The organism is Pseudomonas sp. VS40, assembly GCF_018587885.1.
GTDB classification, from domain to species: Bacteria; Pseudomonadota; Gammaproteobacteria; order Pseudomonadales; family Pseudomonadaceae; genus Aquipseudomonas; species Aquipseudomonas pergaminensis.
In genome coordinates, this window is sequence record NZ_JAGYWD010000007.1 from 148,237 (window position 1) to 172,803 (window position 24,567).

Consider the following 24,567-nt stretch of genomic DNA (forward strand, 5'->3'; position numbering starts at 1 on the left):
ATCAAAGTGTCCCTCAGAGATAACACCCTTGAGCATTCAACCCAGCACCTACTCCCCAGACATCGCGGTTCCCGCTGACAAACGCGTCTTCGGTGCCCGCGACCTGTTCTCCCTGTGGTTCTCCCTCGGCATCGGCCTGATGGTCCTGCAAACCGGCGCCTTGCTCGCACCGGGCCTGGGCTTGTCCGGGTCGTTGCTGGCGATTTTCCTCGGCACCCTGGTCGGCGTGCTGTTGCTGGCTGCCGTCGGCGTGATCGGCAGCGACACCGGCCTGTCCGCCATGGCCGCGCTCAAGCTCAGCCTGGGGGGCAAGGGCGCCAGCCTGCCGGCGCTGCTCAACCTGCTGCAGCTGATCGGCTGGGGCTCGTTTGAAATCATTGTGATGCGCGACGCGGCCAGCCTGTTGGGCGCACGGGCCTTCAGTGACGGCAGCTTGTTGGCCAGCCCTTTGCTGTGGACCCTGTTCTTCGGCGGCCTGGCGACCTTGCTGGCCGTCAGCGGCCCACTGACCTTTGTGCGCCAGATCCTGCGCAAATGGGGGATCTGGCTGCTGCTCGCCGCCTGCCTGTGGCTGACCTGGAACCTGTTCGCCAAAGCCGACCTCGCCGCACTCTGGGCCCAGGCCGGTGACGGCTCTATGCCGTTCGCGGTGGGCTTTGACATTGCCATCGCCATGCCGCTGTCGTGGTTGCCGCTGATTGCCGACTACTCACGCTTCGGCAAACGCGCGAAAAACGTGTTCGGCGGCACCGCCCTGGGCTTCTTTATCGGTAACTTCTGGCTGATGAGCCTGGGCGTGGCCTACACCCTGGCATTCGCGCCGAGCGGTGAGGTAAATGCGCTTTTGCTGGCTTTGGCCGGTGCGGGCCTGGGTATTCCGCTGCTGCTGATCCTGTTGGACGAATCAGAAAACGCCTTCGCCGATATCCACTCGGCGGCAGTGTCGAGCGGGATCCTGTTGCGCTTGAAGGTCGAGCACCTGGCCCTGGCCATCGGCGTCATCTGCACCCTGATCGCCTGTTTTGCGCCGTTGGCGCAATACCAGAATTTCCTGCTGCTGATCGGCTCGGTGTTTGCGCCGTTGTTTGGCGTGGTGCTGGTGGATCACTTCATTCTGCGCCATCGTAGAGCGGGTGCAGTAGCCAGTCTGCGCTGGCCGGCATTGGTCGCCTGGCTGGGCGGTATCGCGACATACCACCTGCTGGCCAATCTGTATCCGGACGTCGGCGCGACCCTGCCGGCTTTGGTGCTGGCAGGGCTGTTGCAACTCATCCTGGGCCGGGCCTTCAGCGGCGCGCGGGCACCAGTTCAGGTTTGAGAATACCGTCCAGGCGCGAGTAGGGAATCTGCAATTCGACGTGGCCCAAGGCATACGGCGCAATGGTGGTGGTGGGGTACTTGAGGATCACGCCACCGTAGGTGAGCGCCACGTTAGGGGTTTTCTGGAAAGGGTACTGTTTCACGTACTCCGGTTCCAGGCTCAGGCGGGTGCTGATCAGCCAGCTGTTGTGCGCCACTTGGGCGGCTTTCCAGAACGCGTCTTCCTTGCCGGGCAACAGCATATCGGTCAGGGTCAGGGCCTTTTGCTGCTGGCGTGAGTAGTTGATGAAGGCGCGGCCCGGCTCGCCGTGGGTGGCTCCCTGGTCCAGGTAGCTGGACAACTCGATGATCACCAAGCCGTCATGCTGTTCGCGTACCTTGGCCTGCAAGTACATGCTGTTGCGCGGTGCGGCAGTGCGCAGGAACTGCTCGCGGTAGGTGTCGAGGCTGGTCGGCAGCGGGTCGTTCGAGTTGGTGCTGGTCATTTCCAGCAGGCGCTGTTCGATCAGCGCGTCGAGCTTGGGCTCCTTGGCAAAGTGCACCGTGTCGATATTCACCAGCGGGCAATCAGCGCTGGCGCAGCCCGGCTTGCTTTGCTCGGTGGCGTCGCGAGTGGCTTCCAGCGGTGCCTTGTAGCTCGGTTGGAACAGGCTCTGGCAAGCGCCGAGGGTCAATGCGATGCAGGCCACGGAGGCGATTTTTAAAAGCGACATGTAAGTCCTTCGTCTATCGATAAGAGCGAAATTTGTGGAGCTTCGACTGCCAGCACGGCAGTCAGTTCGCCACTAAGCTGATTAGAGTGTGTTTGACGCCCGCCGTCTATCCCGGCAACTGGAAAGGGGCTGCGCCAAGGTGCAGGAGCGCGTTAGGATGGCGCCCATTGCGCAGGCTTAACGAGGATGGGACATGACGGACTTTGCAAAATCGAAGCCGAGCAAAATCGAAATTGTTCAGCGCGAGAATGCCTACAAGGGCTTCTACAAGCTTGATCGCATGCAACTGCGCCACGAAAAGTTCGATGGCGGCATGAGCCGGGTGATCAATCGTGAAATCTTCGTTCGCCACGACGCCGTGTGTGTGTTGCCCTACGACCCGCAGCGCGATGAAGTGGTGTTGAACGAGCAATTTCGCGTCGGCGCCATGGGCCGTACCGACAACCCCTGGCTGATCGAGATGGTCGCGGGCCTGATCGACAAGGATGAGCAACCGGAGGAGGTTGCACACCGCGAAGCCGAGGAGGAAGCTGGGCTGACATTCTCGGCACTGTGGCCGATCACCCAATATTTCCCGTCACCCGGCGGCAGTACAGAATACGTGCACTTGTACCTGGGCCGCTGCGACAGCGCCGGTGTAGGTGGCGTCCATGGATTGGAAGAAGAAGCTGAAGATATCCGCGTCACCGTATGGGCCTTCGAAGATGCCCTGCAAGCGGTGCGTGACGGCAAAATTTCCAATGCAGCCAGCATCATCGCCCTGCAATGGCTTGCGCTTAATCGCGCAGAAGTGAGGGGGTTATGGCAGTAAAGGCACGGGAACGTTATCGAGTCGACCTGATCGGGCTGCAAGCAGCCTGCGAGGCCAATTACGCGCGGTTGATGCGCCTGCTCCCCGATATGCGCCACGCCCCGGAGGCGCGGCGCATCGGTGTGACCCACGGCGACCAGATGCTCGGCGTGCTGGCCCTGGAGGTCATCGTCAACTGCCCCTACACCACTACCCTGCGTGTGCGTCAGGAACACAGCTTGCCGTGGCTGCCAGTGCCGCAACTGGAGGTGCAGGTCTACCACGACGCGCGAATGGCCGAAGTGATCAGCGCCGAACATGCGCGGCGCTTTCGCAGCATCTATCCTTACCCCAACGTGTTCATGCACCAGCCCGATGAGAAAGCACAGCTCAATGTGTTCCTCGGTGAATGGTTGAGCCACTGCCTGGCCCTGGGCCATGAGTTCGAAGCTGTGCGGTAGATGTGAACTGCGTCTGCTTCCTGGGTTTCCTCTTTGCGTCCTGCCCCAGCATAATCACGCCAAACGTCCATTCCTGTGATTGCCTTGGGAGAGCGCCTTGCCGAGCGTATCCACCGTGAGCCCCGATGCGCCGGCATTGCTGGTGCAACTGTCCGACAGCCATTTGTTCGCCGAGGCCGACGGCACGCTGCTGGGCATGAACACCCGTGAAAGCCTGCAGCGCGTGATCGAGTTGGTGAGCGCGCAACAGCCGCGCATTGATCTGGTACTGGCCACGGGGGACCTGTCCCAGGACGGCACGCTTGAGTCGTACCAGCAATTTCGCGACATGACCGCGCCCATGGGGGCACCGACGCGCTGGATCCCCGGTAATCACGACGAACCGCAGATCATGGCCCGCGCCGCCGTGCACAGTGACCTGCTGGAACCGGTGGTCGATATCGGCAACTGGCGCGTCACCCTGCTGGACTCCGCTGTACCAGGCTCCGTGCCGGGCTACCTGCAGGATCAACAACTGCAATTGCTCGCCCAGGCCCTGAGCGAAGCACCGAACCGGCATCATCTGGTGTGCTTCCATCATCATCCCGTGCCTATCGGGTGCGCCTGGATGGAGCCCATTGGCCTGCGCAATCCTGATGCTTTGTTTGCTGTGCTCGACCGGTTCCCACAGGTGCGGGCGGTACTCTGGGGCCACGTGCACCAGGAAATCGACCGCGAGCGCAACGGCGTGCGCTTGCTGGCGTCGCCGTCCACCTGCATCCAGTTCGCGCCGGGCAGCGAAGATTTCAAGGTCAGCGAGCAAGCGCCGGGTTATCGCTGGCTGCGCCTGCATGCCGACGGACGGTTGGAGACTGGGGTGGAGCGGGTCCAGGGTTTCACCTTTACCGTCGATTACGGCAGCAACGGCTATTAAAACCTGTAAACGCTGATCAACCTGTGGGAGCTGGCTTGCCGGTGATGGCAGTGTGCCAGTCTATAAATGTGTGATGGATACACCGCCATCGCCGGTAAGCCAGCGCCCACAGTGGGTCTTCTGTGTCCTTTGGATTGAGTGCATCACACACGGCTTCGATCCCTGTAAACTGCGCCTTTTTTGGCGCAAGCATGGAGAGCCCGGCATGTCCGCTTCGATCCTGTATATCCACGGTTTCAACAGTGCGCCGGCGTCCAATAAGGCCAGCCAACTGATCACCGTGATGGACGCTCTCGGCATGGCCGACCAATTGCGCGTTCCGGCCCTGCATCACCATCCCCGTCAGGCGATTCCTCAGTTGGAAGCGGCTATCGCTGAACTGGGGCGGCCACTGCTGGTCGGCAGCTCACTCGGCGGCTACTATGCAACCCATCTTGCCGAACGCCATGGCCTCAAGGCGTTGCTGGTGAACCCGGCGGTCAGCCCTCATCGGATGTTCGACGGTTACCTGGGCACCCAGAAGAACCTCTACACCGATGAAACCTGGGAACTGACCCACGACCACGTCGCGGCGCTGGCCGAGCTGGAAGTGCCGGCGCCCCAGGATGCCGCGCGGTATCAGGTGTGGTTGCAGACCGGGGATGAAACCCTGGACTATCGCCTCGCCCAGCAGTACTACCGGGCCTGTGCCTTGCGCATCCAGGCCGGGGGCGACCATGGTTACCAGGGGTTCGCCCAGCAATTGCCGGCCATGTTGAGCTTTGCCGGCATTGGCGCAGATCAGTATCAATCCTTCGATTTTTCTTCATTGTAAGAATCGCAGGTCACTTTTTAATCGAACGACTCACGACGAGACCCCATGGCCACTCCCAGCGCTAGCTCTTATAACGCCGACGCCATCGAAGTCCTCTCGGGCCTCGACCCGGTGCGCAAACGCCCCGGCATGTACACCGACACCAGTCGGCCGAACCACCTTGCCCAGGAAGTCATCGACAACAGCGTCGACGAAGCCTTGGCTGGGCACGCCAAGTCGGTGCATGTCATTCTCCACGCAGACCATTCCCTGGAAGTGTCCGACGATGGTCGTGGCATGCCAGTGGACATCCACCCCGAAGAGGGCGTGCCGGGCGTCGAGCTGATCCTCACCAAGCTGCACGCCGGTGGCAAGTTCTCCAACAAGAACTACCAATTCTCCGGTGGCCTGCACGGTGTGGGTATTTCCGTGGTCAACGCCCTGTCCACGCTGGTACGGGTGAAGGTCAAGCGCGACGGCAACGAGTACCAGATGACCTTCGCCGATGGCTACAAAGCCACCGACCTGGAAGTGATCGGCACCGTTGGCAAGCGCAACACCGGCACCAGCGTGTACTTCGCCCCGGACCCGAAATACTTCGATTCGCCAAAATTCTCCATCAGCCGCCTCAAGCACGTGCTCAAGGCCAAGGCCGTGCTGTGCCCAGGCCTGCTGGTGACGTTTGAAGACAAAGGCACCGGCGAGAAGGTCGAATGGCACTACGAAGATGGCCTGCGCTCGTACCTGGAAGATTCCGTCAGCGAGTTCGAACGCCTGCCCAACGAGCCGTTCTGCGGCAGCCTGGCCGGTAATAAAGAAGCCGTGGACTGGGCGCTGCTGTGGTTGCCCGAAGGCGGCGACAGCGTGCAGGAAAGCTACGTCAACCTGATCCCCACGGCCCAGGGCGGCACGCACGTCAACGGTTTGCGCCAGGGCTTGCTGGATGCCATGCGTGAATTCTGCGAATACCGCAGCCTGCTGCCGCGCGGCGTGAAGCTGGCGCCGGAAGACGTGTGGGAGCGCATCGCGTTCGTGCTGTCGATGAAGATGCAGGAGCCGCAGTTCTCCGGCCAGACCAAGGAACGCCTGTCGTCCCGTGAAGCGGCGGCGTTTGTCTCCGGCGTGGTCAAGGACGCGTTCAGCCTGTGGCTCAACGAACACCCAGAATTAGGCCTGGCCCTGGCTGAACTGGCGATCAACAACGCTGGTCGTCGCCTGAAGGCCAGCAAGAAAGTCGAGCGCAAGCGCATCACCCAGGGCCCGGCATTGCCCGGCAAGCTGGCCGATTGCGCCGGGCAGGACCCGATGCGCTCCGAGCTGTTCCTGGTGGAAGGTGACTCCGCCGGCGGTTCCGCCAAGCAAGCGCGGGACAAGGAATTCCAGGCGATCCTGCCGTTGCGGGGCAAGATCCTCAACACTTGGGAAGTCGATGGCAGCGAAGTCCTGGCCAGCCAGGAGGTGCACAACATCGCCGTGGCCATTGGTGTTGACCCAGGTGCGGCGGACATGAGCCAGCTGCGCTACGGCAAGATCTGCATCCTCGCCGACGCCGACTCCGACGGCTTGCACATCGCCACGCTGCTGTGTGCGCTGTTCGTCCAGCACTTCCGCCCGTTGGTGGATGCCGGTCACGTCTACGTCGCCATGCCACCGCTGTACCGTATCGACATGGGCAAAGAGATTTACTACGCCCTGGACGACGCCGAGCGTGATGGCATCCTCGACCGCCTGGTGGCCGAGAAGAAACGCGGCAAGCCACAGGTCACGCGATTCAAAGGCCTGGGTGAAATGAACCCGCCACAACTGCGCGAAACCACCATGGACCCGAACACGCGGCGCCTGGTGCAGTTGACGCTGGGCGAAGACTTCGCCGAAACCTCGGAAATGATGGACATGCTGTTGGCGAAGAAACGCGCGCCGGACCGCAAGTCCTGGCTGGAATCCAAAGGCAACCTGGCCGAGGTCCTGGGCTGATGCGCACAGGTTTCGCCCTGGCGATCCTGATGTTGAGCGGGTGGGTGGCCACCGAGGTGGTTGCCGCACCCGTGGCTGAGCTAAAGCGGGTGTCCGAGCACCCGGTGGACGGCATGCGCGGCGGTAATCTGTCGGGGCTGGCACTGTGTGGCAACGACTTGTGGACGGTCTCCGACCGCGATGACGACCAGATCTACCGCCTGGATATCAGCGCGCCGACCTGGCAGGCCGAAGCCGTGAAGATCGACGTGCCGCCGGTGCCTGAATCCGGGCTGCCGTGGGGGTTGCGTTCGCGCACCAAGGCCGCCTCGTTCATTCGCGGTGGCGACCTGGACTTTGAAGGCATCACCTGCGACGCCGCCGGTAACCGCTATATTGTCAGCGAAGCCCATGCGGCGGTGCTGCAAGTGCCGGTCACGGGCGCGCCTGAGTGGTTGAAAATCGACCCAGGCATGGTGCGTGAAGCGCGGGCCAGCGGCATGTTGCTGCACTTCAATGCGTTGTTTGAAGGCCTGGCGATCAACCCGCAAGGCAATCAGATTTGGTTGGCGGCCGAGCGTGAGCGGCGCGGGCTGATTTCGATCAAGCGTCCGCAAAGCCTGTGGGGCTGTGACGGTCCCTGCGTATTGCTGAGTGAGGCCGGCCAGGAAATGCAGCCGGCCAAGTTCACCGATGCCAAGGCCGTGTCCAAGGACTTCGCCGACCTGGCGCTGTTCAACGGCAAACTGTTTACCCTGGAGCGCAATGCGTTCCAGATTTGCCGGCGTGATGCGGTCACCGCCAAGGTCGAGCTGTGCTGGTCGTTTGCCGACGAGACGCTGACACCCGAGCGGCGTTATCCCCAGCCCTATGGCCTGGCAGAAGCCCTGGTGGTGGATGCCGAGGGTGCCTGGCTGGGCATCGACAATAATTTCGGCCCGCGTGCCGATGGTGAAAAACGCCCCGTGGTCTATCGTTTCGCCGCCCCTGCCGGTGGCTGGAGCGCCCAGCCATGAGCCACTGTTTTTTTGAATTGACCCGGTGCAACGGCAGTTCCGTTGCGCCATACCAGACCATGATGAGGCCCGCATGAGTGACATCCTCGCAGACAGCTTAGATGGCGTAGAACGCCGGTCGCTGGCTGACTTCACCGAAAATGCCTACCTCAACTACTCCATGTACGTGATCATGGACCGTGCCTTGCCGCATATCGGCGACGGCCTGAAGCCCGTACAACGGCGCATCATCTACGCCATGAGTGAGTTGGGCCTGGACGCTGATTCCAAGCACAAGAAGTCGGCGCGAACCGTCGGTGACGTGCTCGGTAAGTTCCACCCCCACGGCGATTCGGCGTGCTACGAAGCAATGGTGCTGATGGCCCAGCCGTTCAGCTATCGCTACACGTTGGTGGACGGCCAGGGTAACTGGGGTGCGCCGGATGATCCCAAGTCGTTCGCCGCCATGCGTTATACCGAAGCCCGCCTGTCGCGGTATTCGGAAGTGCTGCTCAGCGAATTGGGCCAGGGCACCGCGAACTGGGGCCCGAACTTTGACGGCACCCTCGAAGAACCCCTGGTGTTGCCGGCACGTTTGCCGAACATCCTGCTCAATGGCACCACCGGTATTGCCGTGGGCATGGCCACCGACGTTCCGCCGCACAACCTGCGCGAAGTCGCCAGCGCTTGCGTACGCCTGCTGGATGAGCCGAAAGCCACGGTCGAACAGCTCTGCGAGCATATCCAGGGCCCGGACTACCCGACCGAAGCGGAAATCATCACGCCGCGTGCCGACCTGCTGAAAATGTACGAAACCGGCAAGGGCTCGGTGCGCATGCGTGCCGTGTACCACGTCGAAGATGGCGACATTATTGTCACCGCGCTGCCGCACCAGGTATCGGGCGCCAAAGTGCTGGAGCAAATCGCCGCGCTGATGCAGGCCAAACCGTCGAAACTGCCGCAAGTTGCCGACCTGCGTGACGAGTCCGACCACGAAAACCCGTGCCGCATCGTGATCATCCCGACCAACAGCCGGGTCGATCACGAAGTGCTGATGCAGCACCTCTTTGCCAGCACGGACCTGGAGTCCAGCTACCGGGTCAACGTCAATATCATTGGCCTGGATGGCAAACCGCAGCTGAAAAACCTGCGCAACCTGCTGGTGGAGTGGCTGGAGTTCCGCGTGCAGACCGTGCGTCGCCGCCTGCAATTCCGCCTCGACAAGGTCGAGCGCCGCTTGCACCTGTTGGACGGCTTGTTGATCGCCTACCTCAACCTGGATGAAGTGATCCACATCATCCGTACCGCCGAGCACCCTAAAGCCGAGCTGATCGCGCGTTTCGAGCTCAGCGAGATCCAGGCTGACTACATCCTCGACACCCGCTTGCGCCAGTTGGCACGACTGGAAGAAATGAAGCTGCGCGACGAACAGGACGCGCTGCTCAAGGAACAAGCCAAGCTGCAAGCGTTGCTGGGCAGCGAGGCCAAGCTCAAGAAGCTGGTGCGCAGCGAGCTGATCAAAGACGCCGAAACCTATGGCGACGACCGTCGCTCACCGATCGTCGAGCGCGCTGAGGCGAAAGCGCTGACCGAGACCGAACTGCTGCCGAACGAGAAAATTACCGTCGTTCTGTCGGAAAAGGGTTGGGTTCGTTCCGCCAAGGGGCATGATATTGACGCCACTGGTTTGTCGTATAAGGCGGGTGACGGGTTCAAGACCGCCGCCGCCGGGCGTTCCAACCAGTTTGCGGTGTTTATTGACTCCACTGGGCGCAGTTATTCGGTGCCGGCGCACACCTTGCCGTCTGCACGAGGGCAGGGCGAGCCATTGACCGGGCGCCTGACGCCGCCGCCAGGGGCGAATTTCGAGTGCGTGCTGCTGCCGGACGATGATGCGCTGTACGTGATCGCCTCCGACGCGGGCTACGGGTTCGTGGTGAAAGGTGAAGACCTGCAGGCCAAGAACAAGGCCGGCAAGGCCTTGCTGAGCTTGCCGAACAACGCCAAGGTGATCCTGCCGCGGCCGGTGGACGACCGTGAGAGCAACTGGCTGGCGTCGGTCACCACCGAAGGTCGCTTGCTGGTGTTCAAAATCAGCGACCTGCCGCAGTTGGGTAAAGGCAAAGGCAACAAGATCATTGGTATTCCTGGCGAGCGCGTGGCCAGTCGCGAAGAGTACGTGACCGATATCGCGGTAATCCCGGAAGGCGCGACGTTGGTGCTTCAGGCCGGTAAACGTACCCTGTCATTGCGTCCTGACGACCTTGAGCATTACAAGGGTGAGCGCGGTCGGCGTGGTAACAAATTGCCTCGTGGCTTCCAGCGCGTGGATGCTTTGTTGGTGGAAACGCCGGTTTAACGCGTATTAGAGCCCTCGATCTACGATTTAACCCGTAGATCGACGCTTTGGCGCTGGAGTCATGGCGCATATTCACGGATGATATGGCCTTTCCAGCGCCGGCGTGGCCGAGCGTGTTTAGGTTATTTTTAGTATTACATTGTGGTTCGCCTTGTGGCAGCCACCTGGATGGGATGATGACTGCTCCACGCCTTCCTTTTATTTTCATGCTCGCTGGCCTTTTGGGGCTGGCGGGTTGCAGCACACACCAGCCGGTGTCGCTGTACCAGCTGGACAGCGGAAGTCCGGCTCAGCCAGCACAAACCGCTGGCATGGCGGTTTTGCTGGGTCCGGTAGTCGTGGCTGACTACCTGCAACGTGAAACCCTCCTGCAACGTCAGAATGACGGCAGCCTGCAAGGTTCCACCGATGGTCGTTGGGCGGGCAGCTTGTCCTCCGACATCAACCAGTTGATGTTGCGCCAGGTGGCAGGCCAGTTGGACAGCCAGCGCGTAGTGCTGGCGCCCGCACCCACCGGCTTCACCCCGGATGTGCAGGTGTTGCTGACCATCACTCGGCTTGATTCAGGTGCGTCGCAACCGGCGATCCTCGATGCACAATGGCGTTTGATCGACCGTCGCGGCCAGGTGCGTGATAACCGTATCGTGCACTTGCAGGAACAACACACCGGCACCACCGCGTCCCAGGTCCAGGCCCAGGGCGTGTTGTTGCAGCATCTGGCTCAGCAGTTGTCGGTGGCGCTCAAGCCTTTGGCCAACCAGCCGCCGATTGCCGAGGCACCCCGCAAGCAGAGCGCCCCGGCGCAGGCCAAGCCGGCAGAGCCGCAGAAGCCGAAAATGCCGATGGCCACGCCGATCCGTACGGATATGGAAGTGTTCAGGTTCTGATCTGAATGGCAGACAAACAAAAGGCCCGCTGAATCAGCGGGCCTTTTTCGTTGGCTTGAAACCTACCCCCTGTAGGAGCCGGCTTGCCGGCGATCCCTACAGAGGGGCGGTGATCAGCCCTTGGTGCGGGTCTCATGCATCCGCGCCAACTGCCGCTCCAGCATCGAGGGGTACGGCTCCATCAAACGCTCCACACAACTGGCACCCTCGGGGCTGGCAATCGGGCGGATACGCGCGCGCTGGCGGATCAGCGTGTCTTCACTGATCTTGCGCTCCACCAGCAGCAGGTTGCGGCTGTGTTGCGACAGGGCCAGGGCATCCTGGGCAATCTCGGTGAGCAACAGGTCGATCTGGCTCATGCCGAACAAATCGTCGCCGACCGTCAGGCCCAGCTGCAATTGCAGGGTGATGCCGCTGTCCGCCACTTCGATCTGCAATTCATGGCCCAGGGCGCGCAGCAGCTCGCCGCAGCAAATGGCGTTGGTCAGGTAGTCTTCGCCGCTGTCTTCGCTGTGGAACAGCATCAGCGTGCTGCCATCGTTCAGAGTGTGCAGCTCGCCCTGGTACAGCGATGCGGCCTGGTCGAGGCAGTCACGATAGCGTTCCAGTAGCTCGGTCAGGCGTGCGCGCGGCAGGCGGCGCAGTTGGTCCTGGGCACCCATTTGCACGGCCAGTACGGCGCTGAACTGGGGCTCGGTGCTCTTCACCGGCGCCGGTTTGGCGGCAACGGCCGGCGCGCCGGCCGAGGTGTCGCGCAGGTCGGCGAAGGGGTCTTCGTCGTCCAGCTCGTCCTCTTCGGCCTTGAACGCCTGGCGGGTGGCAGGCTTCAGGCCCGCCACCGGAGCGTCTCGCACTTCAAACTCGGGCTCGTCGTCGTAGTCGGCGTCGAACTCAGGCTCGGGCTCCACTTCGCGCACAACCGGTTCCGGGGCGAAACTGGCGTGAAGCTGGCGCGCCAAGTCGCCGATCTCATCCTGGCGGTCGGTGGCCGGGGTGTGTTCGTCAATGTCCCGCAGCCAGATGCGCAGTTGCATCAGGGGCGTAGAGATATGCCGACCCAGGCGCAAACTCAGGGCCAGGGCCAATGCCAGCAGGATCGCGCTGAGGATGCCCATGCTTTGCAGACTGATGGTCATCGGCTGCTGGAATTGCTGCATATCCAGGCTGATGCGCAGTTGGCCGGCCTTCACATCCTGAAACGTAATGTTGCTCTGGTAGAGGCCTTCGGCTTCACCCAGGAGGCCGTTTTTCGGGCGTTGCCCGGCTTCGGCCATGATCCGGTTGTCCACGCTGTAGATGGCGGCGTGGGCCACCAGCGGGTTCTTGGTCAGGTTGTTGAGCAGCACGTTGAGGCTGAGGATGTCGTTGGACACCAGCAGCTCAGTCGCCGAAGTGGCGGTCTGGGTGGTCAGGCTCTCGCCCAGGGCGTCGGCTTGCTCATGCATGGCCTGCTTGAACTGCAAACCCATCACGCAGGCGTAGATCACCAGGGCCAGGGCGACCAGGATCACGTTATGGCTGGCGATGCGTAATGCGATCGGTACACGGCGGTGGCGCAGTGCCCGGAAGATCAGCAGGAAGAAGTTATCGGTTTTTACTGGCGTGGGCCGGTTCACTTGCGCTCGGCTCTTGGTCCGTGAAGTTGACGCGCAGTATAGCGACAGCCCTAGGACCGGCAAAGCGCTGGCTGTGCCCGATGGTCACTGAAAGTGGGTAGAATGCGGTTTTTTTCCAGCCTGGGGGTGCGCCTTGCGCGAAATTGTCCTGATTAACATCACTGGTGAAGACCGCCCGGGTCTTACTGCGGCTATTACGGGAGTGCTGGCCCAGGGTGGTGTGAACATTCTCGACATCGGCCAGGCGGTGATCCACGACACCCTGTCGTTCGGCATCCTGGTCGAGATCCCGAGCACGGAACAGGCGTCTTCGGTACTCAAGGACATCCTGTTTACGGCGTACAAGCTGGACCAGCAAGTGCGTTTTACCCCAGTGTCCGAAGAGGATTACCAGCAATGGGTCGCGGGCCAGGGCAAAAAACGCCACATCGTGACGCTGCTGACCCGCAAGGTCACTGCTGAGCAACTGCAGCGCGTCAGCTCCATCACCGCGCAATATGGCCTGAACATCGACCACATCGACCGTCTGTCGGGTCGCATGCCGCTGGACACGCCGGCCGACAAGGGCAAGGGCTGCATCGAGTTCTCCGTGCGCGGTGAACCGGCCGACCCACAAGCCTTGCGTGCCGAGTTCCTCAGCGTGGCCCAGGAGCTGAACGTCGATATCGCCTTCCAGGAAGATTCGCTGTTCCGTCGCAACCGTCGCCTGGCGGTGTTCGACATGGACTCCACGCTGATCGAAGCCGAAGTCATCGACGAGCTGGCCAAGGCTGCCGGCGTAGGCGAGCAGGTTTCCGAGATTACCGAGCGCGCCATGGCCGGTGAACTCGACTTCCGCGCCAGCTTCAAAGAGCGCCTTGCGCTGCTCAAGGGCCTGGACGTGAGCGTGCTGGACTCTATCGGCGCCTCCCTGCGCCTCACCGAAGGTGCCGAAACCCTGTTCGCCGAACTCAAGCGCCTGGGCTACAAGACTGCCATCCTGTCTGGCGGCTTCACCTACTTCGCCAAGCAATTGCAGGCCAAGCTGGGCATCGACTATGTGTTCGCCAATGAGCTGGAAGTGGTGGATGGCAAGGTGACCGGCGTGGCCGTGGAGCCGATTGTCGACGCGCAGCGCAAGGCGGACCTGTTGAAGGAGTTGGCCCACAAGGAAGGGTTGCGCCTGGAGCAGACCATTGCGGTCGGCGACGGTGCGAATGACTTGCCGATGCTGGCAATTGCCGGGTTGGGTGTTGCGTTCCGTGCCAAGCCGTTGGTGAAGCAGTCGGCCAAGCAGGCGATTTCGACGCTGGGGCTCGATGGCGTGCTGTATCTGCTGGGCTTCCGCGACCGCGACGGCCAGCTCTAGGTAGAAACACGGTATATAAATGTGGGAGCGGGCTTGCTCGCGAATGCGGTGGTTCAGTCACTGATCTGTCGACTGATGCTCCGTATTCGCGAGCAAGCCCGCTCCCACATTGGGTTTTGGGTCAGGCTTTCGGCAGTGCAATACCCTGGCCCATCTGCACCGGCGAACCGGCTACCAGTGCTTCTGCCCATTTCACCTGATCCGGCCCGAACAACACAATCGCGGTCGAACCCAGCTTGAAGCGACCCAGCTCCGCACCTTTCTCCAGGTGGATCGGCGCACGTGCGGCCTCGTCATAGCGGAAGGTTTTCAGCTCGCGCTTCGGCGGTGTCACCAGGCCGGCCCATACGGTTTCAATCGACGCGACGATCATCGCGCCCACCAACACGACAGCCATCGGGCCGCGCTCGGTGTCGAAAATGCAGGCAACACGTTCATTGCGCGCGAACAGCTCTGGAACGTTTTCGGCAGTGGTCTGGTTTACCGAAAAGATACGGCCCGGGATGTAGACCATTTCCCGCAGAGTGCCGGCCAGTGGCATGTGCACACGGTGGTAGTCCTTCGGCGACAGATAGATCGTCGCGAAGTCACCGCCCATGAACGGCGCCGACAAGGCCGCGTCCCCACCCAGCAGTTCCAGCACGCTGAAGCTGTGACCCTTGGCCTGGAACACACGGCCATGTTCGATCGGGCCAAGCTGGCTGACTGCGCCGTCGGCAGGGCTCAACACCGCTCCAGGGGTTTGATCCAATGGGCGGGCGCCGTCTTTCAATGCACGGGTGAAGAAGGCATTGAAGTGCTCGTAAGCGGTCAGGTCCTCAACCAGGGCTTGGGACATGTCCACTTGATAGCGCTTGGCGAACCAGCTGGTGAAGGCGTTCTTGAACCAGCGCACACGGCACTCGGCAACGCAACCGGCCAGGCGCGACAGCAAGTGGTGCGGCAGCAAGTATTGGCTGAGGATAAACAACTGCTTTTTCATAACTGTCCTTAAACCTTAAATCTCGACGGGGGTGTCGGGGTGGTTGCCCCATTCGCCCCAGGAACCGGCATAACCTTTGACCCGCGGATAACCGAGCGCCTTGGCCACCAGGTAGGTGAAGCCAGAGCGGTGGTGAGTCTGGCAGTGGGTGATGATTTCTTTGTCTTTGGTCAGCCCGAGGTCTTCGAGGATCTGCGGCATGTCGCGACGGATGCGCAGGTTGCGCGCCTTGTCCATGCCGGCCGTCCATTCGAAGTTCACTGCGCCAGGGATGTGCCCGCCTTTGGCTGCGAGCACCTTTTCGCCGGAGTACTCCAGCGGGCCGCGCGCGTCCCAGATGCCCAGGTCGGCGGCGCCCAGGCGGCTTTGCAGGTATTCACGGGTGGCGGTGGGGCCGTCGTGCAGCGTGAGGCTGACCGGGCCGCCGACAGGGGCGGGCACCTCGGTGGAGACCGGGTGTTGGTCCGCCAGCCAGGCGAGCAAGCCGCCGTCGAGGTAGTGGTATTTCGTGTGGCCGATCACGTCGAGCATCCAGATGAACCGCCCGGCCCAGCCGCCGCCTTCGTCGTCGTAGACCACGTAGGTGGCGTCTGGGGTGTGGCCCAATTCGCCGAACAGTTTTTCCAGCTCGGCCTTGCTGGGCAGCAAGCCGGGAGCCGGTGGCTGGCCCAGTTGGGTGCGCTTGGGGTCAACGAAATGCGCGCCGGGGATATGCCCTTCGGCGTAGCGGGCGGCACTGGTGAGGTCCACCAGAATCAGGTGTTCGGCATCGAGGCGACCAAGCAGGTCGCTGGGTTCGATCACCAGCGGCAAGCCAGAGAAGTCAGGCATGTGAGGTCTCCTGGGCACAAATGTTGGCGATAAAGGAGGGCGATTGTAGCGCAAGCATCAAGCGCTGCGGTTGGTAAAGCTGTGCAGGGCTTTCTCGATGCATTGGGCGGTTTTGCCGAAAGCCTGCACGGTGGTTTCCGAGAATGGCCCGCCGCCTTGGTCGGCCACCATCAGCATGACCACCTTGCCGTTGCAACTCAGGGAGCGCAGCAGCAGGTGCTCGCCGGTGAACAGGCGGCGCAGGATCGGCGGCAGCAACGCCGCGAACTGGGCGTGGTTTTCAGGATTGAGGCGCACCTGGGCCGACTTCTCCAGCAAGCGTTGCAGCAAGGTGCTGTTGACCACGTCCAGGCTCAGGTTCGCGGCGTCCTTCGGCAGGCCGTCGGCCTGGTGAACACGCAAGGTGCTCAGGGCGCGATCAGCCATCAACAGCATGACCCGCTGCATGCCACTGGCGACCAAGGCTTCCTTGGCGCAGGTGGTCAAGTGCATGGCGTTGGCAAAGCGGCTCGGCTCCACCAGCAACTCGGTGCAACGCTTGCGCCACACGGCCAGGGCCTCGGCGGTGGGTGGCGGCGCTGGCAACAGGCCGCGGTGAATCTTCTGTACATGCCACGGCCAGATCAGCGACAGCGCCGGGTGCCAGAGGTCAGGCATCAAGGCGGTGCGGGCGCTGGTGACAGCCTGTTGGTGGACCAGTTGCTGCACCTCGCCCAAAGGCTGTTGCAGGTACAGCGCCGTGAGCAATTGCCAGCGTTCGGTGTGCGGGCAGGTCCAGGACTCCTGGGCCGACATCGCCAGGCCGTTGGCCAGCAGCACGGTGTTGGCGGGCTGGTTCAACCAGCGGCGCAGATTGGGTTCGGCATCGAGCAATTGCTGATGGCGCAGCGGGTCGTCTTCACGGGCGATGTGCAGGGCCTTGACCAGCAGGCGCTGCTCGCTCATCAGCAGCTTGTAGCCCTGGGAGACCCAGATCGGCAGGTGCCAGGCTTCGGTCAGGCCGACACACAGGTCCAGCAGGCGCACGCCGAACAGTTCCTGTTCGACCTGGCGGGCTGACTGGCCTTTGTGGATAACCCGCAGCTCCCATTCTTCCAGGAGCTTGGGGTAGGCGACTGCCATCGGCCACAGCGGCGACAGGAACAGCAGGCTGCCCCAGTGGATGTCCTGCCACAGCCGCGCCAGGCGGCTGCCGAACAAGCCGTTGGCTTGCTGCGAAGCGTGCTGGCTCACCAGCAACAATTGGCGCAGCGCCACAGGAATCTCGTGGGCCGGCACCGAGGGCAGGCGCGCCAGCAGTTCTTCGGCGCGCTTGAGGCCCAGGCGGTTGAGCGCCACTTCGAGGTTTTCCGCCGGTTCCGCCAGGCTGCCATGGGTGTGGCTGTTGGCCTCGCGCATCACGCTGAGCACCAGGGCCGGGCTGTTTTGCATCAGTTCGGCAATATCTCGCAACGAACTGCGGCTGTCGCGGATGCCTTTGCACACACGGTCGTGGCTGGCCTGGGGCACAGGCAGCAGCACATCGTCCAGGCGCTTGATCCAAGCGGCGAGAGAGGTCGGTTTTGCAGTTGGGACTGTCGTTTCATTAGCCATGATAGGGGCGCGATCATCACTTGCGGTCTACACGCCCGGAGCGGGCCGAACTGGCTTTTCGCCTTAACGGGCTATAGTCTGGCGCAGTTTTGCCGATAAGTAGAACAAGAGTTTTCTGCTACACCCAATATGTCCATGAACCCGACGGCGCAAGTACTCATCCCCTATGGCTAAAATTATCGGCATCATCGTCGTCATCGCAAGCGTGCTCGGTGGCTACGTCCTGTCCCACGGTAAAATTGCTGCGTTGATCCAGCCCTTCGAAGTGCTGATCATCGGTGGTGCGGCGTTCGGCGCATTCTTGCAGGCCAACCCCGGCTACATGACCATGCACGTGGTCAAGAAGTCCCTGGGCATGTTCGGTTCGCGCTTCACCCACACCTTCTATCTGGAGGTTCTGGGCCTGGTCTACGAGATCCTCAACAAAAGCCGCCGCGAAGGCATGATGGCCATCGAGGCCGACATCGAAGACGCTGCGGCCAGCCCGATTTTCGCCAAGTACCCGGCCGTGCTCAAAGATGAGCGCATGACCGCCTATATCTGCGACTACCTGCGCATCATGTCCTCCGGCAACATGGCCCCCCATGAGCTGGAAGGTCTGTTCGACATGGAGTTGTTCAGCCTTAAAGAAGAGCTGGAACATCCGTCCCACGCCGTGACCGGCATCGCTGACGGTATGCCGGGTTTCGGTATCGTCGCGGCGGTACTGGGTATCGTGGTGACCATGGCTTCCCTGGGCGAGGGCGACCAAGCGGCCATCGGCATGCACGTGGGTGCGGCACTGGTCGGTACCTTCTTCGGTATTCTCGCGGCCTACGGCTTCTTCGGCCCGCTGGCCACCTCCCTGGCCCATGACGCCAAGGAAGAAATCAACCTGTACGAGTCGATCAAGGCCAGCCTGGTAGCCTCCGCTTCCGGCATGCCGCCGTCGCTGGCGGTGGAGTTCGGTCGCAAGGTGCTGTACCCGAAACATCGCCCAAGCTTCGCCGAGCTGGAACAAGCGGTTCGTGGTCGCTAAGCCATGGAAAACAACCAGCCGATAATCATCAAGCGCGTCAAGCGCTTCGCTGCGGGGCACCATGGGGGCGCCTGGAAAATCGCCTTCGCCGACTTTGCGACGGCGATGATGGCGTTCTTCCTGGTGCTGTGGCTGATGTCCACCGCCACGCCTGAACAGAAGATCGCCATTGCCGGCTACTTCAAAGACCCCATTGGTTTCTCGGAAAGTGGTACGCCCTTCGTGATCGACTTGGGCGGCTCGCCGCAACTGGCGCCTGAGCGCACCATCAACCCGGAAATCAAGACCGAATCGCCTCAAGAGAAAATCCCGATCGAGCGCGATACCGTCGAAGCCATGGCCGAACAGGTCGAGCAGGAGCGTCTAGAACTGTTGCTGCAAGAACTGCAGACCAAGGTTGAGGAAAACCCGCAACTGCTGAAGTTCAAGGATCAGATTTCATTCGAGATCACCCCGGACGGCTTGCGCATCCAGATCACCGACGCAGCCAACCGCCCGATGTTCGACTCCGGCAGTGCGCGCTTGAAGCCGTACTTTGAAGACATCCTGCTGGCCATGGCCGACACCATCAAGGCGGTGCCGAACAAGATCAGCATCAGTGGCCACACCGACGCCAAGCCGTATGCAGGGCAGGGCGACTTCGGCAACTGGGAGCTTTCCGCCAACCGCGCCAACGCCGCACGCCGTGCGCTGGTGGCCGGCAGCTACCCGGACCCGCAAGTGGCGCGCGTGGTGGGGTTTGCATCGTCGCAGCTGTTTGACCCCAAGGACCCGTTCAACCCGATCAACCGCCGTATCGATATCGTGGTGCTGACCAAAAAGGCCCAGCGTGCGATCGAAGGTGACCAGCCCCCAGCGCCGCAACCCACTTCGGGCGCCGGCGCACCGGGCGAAGTACCGGCTGATCCGAACGCCATACCGCCAGGTCAGGAACCGTTGCCGGCGCATGAACTGCGCCAGAAGCTGAACCTGTTTGATGAGGGTGGGGTGAAGGATCCTACGGTGCCTGGGACGGGGTCCTAGGCTTCACATACAAAAAGGCCGCGATGATCGCGGCCTTATTTTTTCTGCGGCTTAGTAACTGCTTTCGGGCAAGCTCGCAATGATCGACCGATAGCTGTTCATCCGCTGTTGCTGCACGCGGCCGTCTTCCAGTGCCTTGAGCAATGCACAGCCGGGTTCGCGGTCGTGTTTGCAGTCGCGGAAGCGGCAAGTGCCGATCAGGTCGTTGAACTCGATAAAGCCCGCTTCCACATCGCTGCGGCTGACGTGGCCGAGGCCGAATTCGCGGATGCCTGGGGAGTCGATCAGCTCACCGCCGCCGGGGAAGTGGAACAACCGCGCGGTGGTGGTGGTGTGAGTGCCCTGGCCGGACAGCTCCGACAGCGGGCCCACACGGGTGTCGACTTCCGGCAGCAGGCTGTTGACCAGCGAAGACTTGCCCACGCCAGACTGGCCGACAAACACGCTGATGCGCCCGTCCAACTGCTGTTGCAGCTGTTCCATGCCATTGCCGTGATGCGCTGACACCTCCAGCACCGGGTAACCCAGTGTGCGATACACCGCCAGCAAGGCGTTGAGCGCCGGGGCGTTCTGTGCGTCGATCAGGTCGAATTTGTTCAGCAGCAACAGCGGGCGGATGCCGGCATGCTCGGCGGCTACCAGGTAGCGGTCGATCAGGTTGGCATGGGGCTCGGGCAGCGGTGCGAACACGATCACGATCATGTCGACGTTGGCCGCCACCGGCTTGAGCTGGCCACGGCTGTCGGGGCGGCGCAGTTCGGTGGTGCGCGGCAACTGGGCGACAATCACGCCGATGCCCTGGTTGCCGGCCCTCCAGACTACTTTGTCGCCGGTGACCAGCGCAGGCAGGTTGGCGCGCAAGTGGCAACGGGACACTTGCCCCGCGAGTTCGCCTTCGAGCGCCTCGACTTCGACCTGCACACCAAAGTGCGCGATCACCAGGCCCGTTTGCTCGGGGCCCAGGTCGCCGCCCTCAAGCGCTTCTACGGCGGAGGATTCACGTTTGGCGGCGCGAGCGGCGCGTTCACCCTGAATCTTTTCGATGCGCCAGTTTTGGCGACGGTTGAGCTGGCGTTTGGCCATTGGTGTTCCGTGTCGATAATGCAAAGGTTAGGTAAAACGGTCGCGAGTCTAGCACGCCCCTGCCTGCTAAACTGCGCAGCTAAGCCAAGGTGCCAAGAGAATCAAGCCATGCAAAACCCACAGAACCTGATTTGGATCGATCTGGAAATGACCGGTCTGAACCCCGACACCGACGTCATCATCGAGATGGCGACCATTGTCACCGACAGCAACCTCAACACCTTGGCCGAAGGTCCGGTGATCGCCATCCACCACAGCGACGCCGTGCTCGCCACCATGGACGAGTGGAACACCCGCACCCACGGCAACTCCGGCCTGACCCAGCGCGTACGTGACAGCCGCATCAGCATGGCCGAAGCCGAAGCCGAAACCATCGCCTTCCTGGAACAGTGGGTGCCCAGGGGCAAGTCGCCGATCTGTGGCAACAGCATCTGCCAGGACCGCCGCTTCCTTTATACGCACATGAAGGCGCTGGAAAGCTACTTCCACTACCGCAACCTGGATGTGTCCACCCTTAAAGAGCTGGCCGCGCGCTGGGCGCCGGAAGTCAAAGACAGCTTCCATAAAGGCAGTACCCACCTGGCGCTGGATGATATCCGCGAGTCGATTGCCGAGCTGCAGCATTACCGCAAGCATTTCATCAAGGCTTGATGACCGTCATCCTGTAGGAGCCCGGTTTGCCGGCGATGGCGCCCCAAAGATCGCCATCGCCGGCAAGCCGGACGCCACAGGATCGAGTTTACGGCAGATAATGGCTTGCCCTCTTTTGGTGCCATCAGCAAATGATTAGACTGCCGGCCTCTTTGCAAGGATCGCCCTCATGCTGCTGATGCTCTACCTCATCGCCATCACTGCCGAAGCCATGACCGGCGCGCTGTCGGCCGGGCGGCGCGGCATGGACTGGTTTGGTGTAGTGCTGATCGCTTGCGTCACAGCGTTGGGCGGTGGATCGGTGCGCGACGTGCTGCTCGGGCATTACCCGTTGACTTGGGTCAAACACCCGGAGTACCTGGTGCTGACCTCGATTGCCGCACTGGTGACGATCTTTATCGCACCGCTGATGCGTCGTCTGCGCTCGTTGTTCCTGGCGCTGGACGCCGTGGGCCTGGTGGCGTTCACCCTGATTGGTTGCATGACCGCGTTGGAGATGGGCCACGGCATGCTGGTGGCGTCGGTCAGCGGCGTGATCACCGGGGTCTTCGGCGGCATCCTCCGGGATATTTTCTGCAACGACATCCCGCTGATCTTCCGCCGCGAGCTGTACGCCAGCGTGTCGTTCCTCGCCGCCTGGTTCTACATGCTCTGCCTTTATCTGGAGCTGCCCAGCGAGCAGTCGATCCTGCTGACCCTGTTCAGCGGCTTTCTATTGCGCCTGCTGGCGATCCGTTTTCACTGGGAAATGCCCAAGTTCGTCTACAACGATGACGTGCACTAACGCGTAGCGTGCTGGTTCAACGCCCATTCAACGTGTTCGCGTACCAGTTCGGACGGGTAATCCCGGCGTGCCTTCAAGGCTTCCAGCACTGGAATGCTCGAGGGCGCATTGCCCAGGCCGACCGCGAGGTTGCGCAGCCAGCGCTCATAGCCGGCACGGCGCAGGGGTGAGCCTTCGGTGCTGCTGAGGAATTTATCCTCGTCCCACATAAACAACTCGGCCAGTTCCGCGTTATCCAGATTGTGGCGCGGCTTGAAATCGCTTTCGGCGGTGGGGCGGGCGAAACGATTCCACGGGCAAACGATCTGACAGTCATCGCAGCCAAACACACGGTTGCCGATCAGCGGGCGCAGGTCTTCAGGGATCGCGCTCTTGAGCTCGATGGTGAGGTAGGAAATGCAGTGTCGGGCATCCAACACATAGGGGCCGACAAAGGCATTGGTCGGGCAAATGTCCAGGCACGCCGTGCACCGCCCGCAATGCTCGGTGCTGTGGGGCGCGTCGATGGGCAGCGGCAAGTCGACAAACAACTCGCTCAAGAAGAAATAACTGCCGGCCTTGCGATTGAGGACCAGGGTGTTTTTACCGATCCAGCCCAGGCCGGCTTTTTCGGCGATGGCTTTTTCCAGCACCGGCGCGCTGTCGACGAAGGCACGGAAACCAAACGGGCCGATCTGCGCTTGAATGCGGTCGGCCAATTGCTGCACGCGCTTGCGGATCAGCTTGTGATAGTCGCGGCCCAGGGCGTAACGCGAGATATAGGCTTTTTCCGGCTTGGCCAGCAGTTGCGCCATGTGCGTATCGCCGGGCAGGTAGTCCATGCGCAGCGAGACCACGCGCAACGTGCCGGGCACCAGTTCATCGGGGTGGGAGCGTTTGCTGCCATGGGCGCCCATGTACTCCATTTCGCCGTGGTAGCCCGCGTCGAGCCAGCGTTGCAGGTGTTGTTCATGCTCGGCCAGGTCCAGGCCGCTGATGCCGACTTGTTGAAAGCCCAGCTCGCGGCCCCAGTCTTTGATCGATTGGGCGAGGGCAGGCAGATCGGTGGTGATGGGAGGCATGAGACAAGGGAAACCGCAAGTTAGATAGGTATAATTCTGCCAGACATCGGAGCTTGAAGACGCATGCCGCAGACAAAACACGCAATAACCGACGTACAGCCACTGTTGCACGGCCATTTGCCGCAACTGGCTGCGCGTTCCCCGGACGCCCATAAAGGCCAGTTCGGCCACCTGCTGGTCATTGGCGGTGACCGTGGCTTCGGCGGCGCAGCGCTGCTGAGTGCTGAAAGTGCCTTGCGCAGTGGCGCCGGCATGGTGTCCCTGGCGACGCGCCTGGAGCATGTGCCCGCCGCCCTGGCTCGCCTGCCGGAAGTCATGACTGTCGGCGTCAGCTCGGCCAATCAACTGATGGGTCTGCTGGAAAAGATCTCGGTCATTGTGATCGGGCCTGGGCTCGGTGATGCGTCCTGGGGCAACAGCCTGCTTTCGGTGGCGGCCAACGCCAGCCTGCCGCAGGTGTGGGATGCCGACGCGTTGAATCAGCTCGCCACCGGCAGCGTCAGTTTGCCGGCCGATTGCGTGATTACCCCGCATCCGGGGGAGGCCGCGCGCTTGTTGGGGATCTCGACAGCCGAGGTTCAGGCTGACCGTCTTAAGGTGGCGCGCGCGTTGAGCCAGAAATTCAACGCAGTGGCTATTCTCAAGGGGGCTGGCAGTTTGATTGCCAGCCCGGACGGGCGTATTTCGCGATGCGACCAAGGCCATCCGGCGATGGCAACGGCGGGCTTGGGTGATGTCCTTGCCGGCCTGGTCGGCGCGCTGATGGCCCAGGGCATGCCGGCTTATGAGGCAAGCTGCCTGGCCGTGTGGTTGCACGCCACGGCGGGAGATCGCCAGGGCACCTTTGGTCGCGGCCTGGCGGCAAGCGACCTGATACCCGCCATTCGTCAATTGCTGGAGGAACAGTCGCCGTGTCTGAAGTAATTCTTTTCCTGGCCGATGAAGAGGCCATGGTCAGCTTCGGCCAGCGCATTGCCCAGGTCACGGCTGGGGCGGGGCTGATCTTCCTGGAAGGCGACCTGGGGGCGGGCAAGACCACGCTGTCCCGGGGGATCATTCGCGGGTTGGGCCACACCGGCGCGGTAAAAAGCCCGACGTTCACCCTGGTAGAACCCTATGAGATTGGCGACGTGCGAGCGTTCCATTTCGACCTCTATCGCCTGGTGGACCCCGAAGAGCTGGAATATATGGGGATCCGCGATTACTTCGATGAAGATGCGTTGTGCCTGATCGAGTGGCCAGATAAAGGCACAGGCTTTTTGCCAAAGCCGGACCTGACCATTACCATTACGCCGCATGAGCACGGACGTCAGCTGAAGTTGTTGCCCCAGAGCGCGCGTGGCCAGTCGTGGTGCGCCGCTTTGGCATTGGAATTCAAATAATTGGTGGGGTT

At 61.9% G+C, this 24,567-nt stretch carries 23 protein-coding genes; 16 read left to right on the plus strand and 7 right to left on the minus strand.

Annotated features, from left to right (window positions below):
• Positions 1-28: 28 nt before the first annotated feature.
• Positions 29-1,318 (plus strand): putative hydroxymethylpyrimidine transporter CytX, encoded by a 1,290-nt coding sequence (gene cytX / locus KHP07_RS21460; RefSeq protein ID WP_214497998.1) that lies wholly within the window; start codon positions 29-31, stop codon positions 1,316-1,318.
• On the opposite strand, the gene KHP07_RS21465 is transcribed toward cytX, so the two are convergent.
• Positions 1,287-2,033: an RsiV family protein gene (locus KHP07_RS21465; protein WP_078046582.1), complete on the minus strand. Its 747-nt coding sequence runs from the start codon at positions 2,031-2,033 to the stop codon at positions 1,287-1,289. The two genes, cytX and KHP07_RS21465, sit on opposite strands and share 32 nt — an antisense overlap.
• A 193-nt stretch (positions 2,034-2,226) precedes the next feature.
• On the opposite strand from KHP07_RS21465, the gene KHP07_RS21470 reads away from it, so the two are divergent.
• The 8 genes from KHP07_RS21470 to KHP07_RS21505 all read left to right on the plus strand — a co-directional run bounded on the left by KHP07_RS21470 (position 2,227) and on the right by KHP07_RS21505 (position 11,184).
• Positions 2,227-2,844, plus strand: a complete 618-nt coding sequence (locus tag KHP07_RS21470) for an NUDIX domain-containing protein (protein ID WP_078046583.1) — start codon at positions 2,227-2,229, stop codon at positions 2,842-2,844.
• Positions 2,835-3,284, plus strand: coding sequence for a DUF1249 domain-containing protein (locus KHP07_RS21475; protein ID WP_012721893.1), 450 nt, complete (start codon positions 2,835-2,837; stop codon positions 3,282-3,284). The genes KHP07_RS21470 and KHP07_RS21475 overlap by 10 nt, the downstream gene beginning before the upstream one ends.
• A 97-nt stretch (positions 3,285-3,381) precedes the next feature.
• Entirely contained in the window at positions 3,382-4,197 is an 816-nt protein-coding gene (gene cpdA, locus KHP07_RS21480; RefSeq protein WP_100491628.1) for a 3',5'-cyclic-AMP phosphodiesterase, read from the plus strand.
• 205 nt (positions 4,198-4,402) lie between these two features.
• On the plus strand, positions 4,403-5,011 hold the full coding sequence (locus KHP07_RS21485) for a YqiA/YcfP family alpha/beta fold hydrolase (RefSeq protein WP_078046585.1): 609 nt from the start codon (positions 4,403-4,405) through the stop codon (positions 5,009-5,011).
• A gap of 45 nt (positions 5,012-5,056) precedes the next feature.
• Complete coding sequence (gene parE / locus KHP07_RS21490) at positions 5,057-6,964, plus strand: DNA topoisomerase IV subunit B (protein WP_078046586.1); 1,908 nt, start codon at positions 5,057-5,059, stop codon at positions 6,962-6,964.
• Complete coding sequence (locus tag KHP07_RS21495) at positions 6,964-7,959, plus strand: esterase-like activity of phytase family protein (protein ID WP_078046587.1); 996 nt, start codon at positions 6,964-6,966, stop codon at positions 7,957-7,959. Before parE ends, KHP07_RS21495 begins: the two co-directional genes overlap by 1 nt.
• Before the next feature lie 73 nt (positions 7,960-8,032).
• Positions 8,033-10,297: a DNA topoisomerase IV subunit A gene (parC, locus tag KHP07_RS21500; RefSeq protein ID WP_078046588.1), complete on the plus strand. Its 2,265-nt coding sequence runs from the start codon at positions 8,033-8,035 to the stop codon at positions 10,295-10,297.
• Between the two features lie 176 nt (positions 10,298-10,473).
• Complete coding sequence (locus tag KHP07_RS21505) at positions 10,474-11,184, plus strand: PqiC family protein (RefSeq protein WP_178076828.1); 711 nt, start codon at positions 10,474-10,476, stop codon at positions 11,182-11,184.
• Positions 11,185-11,297: 113 nt separating this feature from the next.
• On the opposite strand, the gene KHP07_RS21510 is transcribed toward KHP07_RS21505, so the two are convergent.
• Positions 11,298-12,800, minus strand: a complete 1,503-nt coding sequence (locus KHP07_RS21510) for an AhpA/YtjB family protein (protein ID WP_078046590.1) — start codon at positions 12,798-12,800, stop codon at positions 11,298-11,300.
• 133 nt (positions 12,801-12,933) lie between these two features.
• On the opposite strand from KHP07_RS21510, the gene serB reads away from it, so the two are divergent.
• Positions 12,934-14,148, plus strand: a complete 1,215-nt coding sequence (serB, locus tag KHP07_RS21515; RefSeq protein ID WP_028615502.1) for a phosphoserine phosphatase SerB — start codon at positions 12,934-12,936, stop codon at positions 14,146-14,148.
• Positions 14,149-14,269: 121 nt separating this feature from the next.
• On the opposite strand, the gene asd is transcribed toward serB, so the two are convergent.
• From asd to KHP07_RS21530, 3 genes are read right to left on the minus strand one after another with little or no spacing between them, the layout of a single operon-like run.
• Complete coding sequence (gene asd, locus KHP07_RS21520) at positions 14,270-15,130, minus strand: archaetidylserine decarboxylase (RefSeq protein ID WP_214497999.1); 861 nt, start codon at positions 15,128-15,130, stop codon at positions 14,270-14,272.
• A 15-nt stretch (positions 15,131-15,145) separates the two neighbouring features.
• Complete coding sequence (gene rhdA / locus KHP07_RS21525) at positions 15,146-15,961, minus strand: rhodanese-like domain-containing protein (protein ID WP_214498000.1); 816 nt, start codon at positions 15,959-15,961, stop codon at positions 15,146-15,148.
• A 57-nt stretch (positions 15,962-16,018) separates the two neighbouring features.
• A complete protein-coding gene (locus KHP07_RS21530) occupies positions 16,019-17,554 on the minus strand; it encodes an HDOD domain-containing protein (protein ID WP_078046593.1) in 1,536 nt (511 codons plus the stop codon).
• Between the two features lie 166 nt (positions 17,555-17,720).
• Here KHP07_RS21530 and motA point away from each other — a divergent pair, with 166 nt between their 5' ends.
• Together motA and motB are read left to right on the plus strand one after the other, a co-directional pair.
• Positions 17,721-18,572 carry a flagellar motor stator protein MotA gene (gene motA, locus KHP07_RS21535; protein WP_016976894.1) on the plus strand — a complete coding sequence of 284 codons (852 nt, stop codon included), beginning with the start codon at positions 17,721-17,723 and terminating at the stop codon, positions 18,570-18,572.
• Between the two features lie 3 nt (positions 18,573-18,575).
• Positions 18,576-19,595 (plus strand): flagellar motor protein MotB, encoded by a 1,020-nt coding sequence (gene motB, locus KHP07_RS21540; protein WP_214498001.1) that lies wholly within the window; start codon positions 18,576-18,578, stop codon positions 19,593-19,595.
• A 51-nt stretch (positions 19,596-19,646) separates the two neighbouring features.
• Here the strand turns inward: motB and rsgA are convergent, their stop codons facing one another.
• Positions 19,647-20,678, minus strand: coding sequence for a small ribosomal subunit biogenesis GTPase RsgA (gene rsgA, locus KHP07_RS21545; protein WP_078046595.1), 1,032 nt, complete (start codon positions 20,676-20,678; stop codon positions 19,647-19,649).
• A 108-nt stretch (positions 20,679-20,786) separates the two neighbouring features.
• Between rsgA and orn the strand changes: the two genes are divergently transcribed.
• Both orn and KHP07_RS21555 read left to right on the plus strand, forming a co-directional pair.
• Positions 20,787-21,329 carry an oligoribonuclease gene (orn, locus tag KHP07_RS21550; protein WP_099493510.1) on the plus strand — a complete coding sequence of 181 codons (543 nt, stop codon included), beginning with the start codon at positions 20,787-20,789 and terminating at the stop codon, positions 21,327-21,329.
• A 169-nt stretch (positions 21,330-21,498) separates the two neighbouring features.
• Entirely contained in the window at positions 21,499-22,113 is a 615-nt protein-coding gene (locus tag KHP07_RS21555; RefSeq protein ID WP_028615507.1) for a trimeric intracellular cation channel family protein, read from the plus strand.
• On the opposite strand, the gene queG is transcribed toward KHP07_RS21555, so the two are convergent.
• Complete coding sequence (queG, locus tag KHP07_RS21560; protein WP_214498002.1) at positions 22,110-23,174, minus strand: tRNA epoxyqueuosine(34) reductase QueG; 1,065 nt, start codon at positions 23,172-23,174, stop codon at positions 22,110-22,112. The genes KHP07_RS21555 and queG overlap by 4 nt on opposite strands.
• A gap of 63 nt (positions 23,175-23,237) precedes the next feature.
• On the opposite strand from queG, the gene KHP07_RS21565 reads away from it, so the two are divergent.
• Both KHP07_RS21565 and tsaE read left to right on the plus strand, forming a co-directional pair.
• Positions 23,238-24,098 (plus strand): NAD(P)H-hydrate dehydratase, encoded by an 861-nt coding sequence (locus KHP07_RS21565; protein ID WP_078046598.1) that lies wholly within the window; start codon positions 23,238-23,240, stop codon positions 24,096-24,098.
• On the plus strand, positions 24,086-24,556 hold the full coding sequence (gene tsaE / locus KHP07_RS21570; protein WP_078046599.1) for a tRNA (adenosine(37)-N6)-threonylcarbamoyltransferase complex ATPase subunit type 1 TsaE: 471 nt from the start codon (positions 24,086-24,088) through the stop codon (positions 24,554-24,556). The genes KHP07_RS21565 and tsaE overlap by 13 nt, the downstream gene beginning before the upstream one ends.
• Positions 24,557-24,567 lie beyond the last annotated feature (11 nt).

Coding starts and splice junctions, on each gene's coding strand:
- KHP07_RS21465 (WP_078046582.1), bottom strand. CDS start 2,033: ATGTCGCTTTTAAAAATCGCCTCCGTGGCCTGCATCGCATTGACCCTC.
- KHP07_RS21470 (WP_078046583.1), top strand. CDS start 2,227: ATGACGGACTTTGCAAAATCGAAGCCGAGCAAAATCGAAATTGTTCAG.
- KHP07_RS21475 (WP_012721893.1), top strand. CDS start 2,835: ATGGCAGTAAAGGCACGGGAACGTTATCGAGTCGACCTGATCGGGCTG.
- KHP07_RS21485 (WP_078046585.1), top strand. CDS start 4,403: ATGTCCGCTTCGATCCTGTATATCCACGGTTTCAACAGTGCGCCGGCG.
- parE (WP_078046586.1), top strand. CDS start 5,057: ATGGCCACTCCCAGCGCTAGCTCTTATAACGCCGACGCCATCGAAGTC.
- KHP07_RS21495 (WP_078046587.1), top strand. CDS start 6,964: ATGCGCACAGGTTTCGCCCTGGCGATCCTGATGTTGAGCGGGTGGGTG.
- parC (WP_078046588.1), top strand. CDS start 8,033: ATGAGTGACATCCTCGCAGACAGCTTAGATGGCGTAGAACGCCGGTCG.
- KHP07_RS21505 (WP_178076828.1), top strand. CDS start 10,474: ATGACTGCTCCACGCCTTCCTTTTATTTTCATGCTCGCTGGCCTTTTG.
- asd (WP_214497999.1), bottom strand. CDS start 15,130: ATGAAAAAGCAGTTGTTTATCCTCAGCCAATACTTGCTGCCGCACCAC.
- rhdA (WP_214498000.1), bottom strand. CDS start 15,961: ATGCCTGACTTCTCTGGCTTGCCGCTGGTGATCGAACCCAGCGACCTG.
- KHP07_RS21530 (WP_078046593.1), bottom strand. CDS start 17,554: ATGGCTAATGAAACGACAGTCCCAACTGCAAAACCGACCTCTCTCGCC.
- motA (WP_016976894.1), top strand. CDS start 17,721: ATGGCTAAAATTATCGGCATCATCGTCGTCATCGCAAGCGTGCTCGGT.
- motB (WP_214498001.1), top strand. CDS start 18,576: ATGGAAAACAACCAGCCGATAATCATCAAGCGCGTCAAGCGCTTCGCT.
- rsgA (WP_078046595.1), bottom strand. CDS start 20,678: ATGGCCAAACGCCAGCTCAACCGTCGCCAAAACTGGCGCATCGAAAAG.
- orn (WP_099493510.1), top strand. CDS start 20,787: ATGCAAAACCCACAGAACCTGATTTGGATCGATCTGGAAATGACCGGT.
- KHP07_RS21555 (WP_028615507.1), top strand. CDS start 21,499: ATGCTGCTGATGCTCTACCTCATCGCCATCACTGCCGAAGCCATGACC.
- queG (WP_214498002.1), bottom strand. CDS start 23,174: ATGCCTCCCATCACCACCGATCTGCCTGCCCTCGCCCAATCGATCAAA.
- KHP07_RS21565 (WP_078046598.1), top strand. CDS start 23,238: ATGCCGCAGACAAAACACGCAATAACCGACGTACAGCCACTGTTGCAC.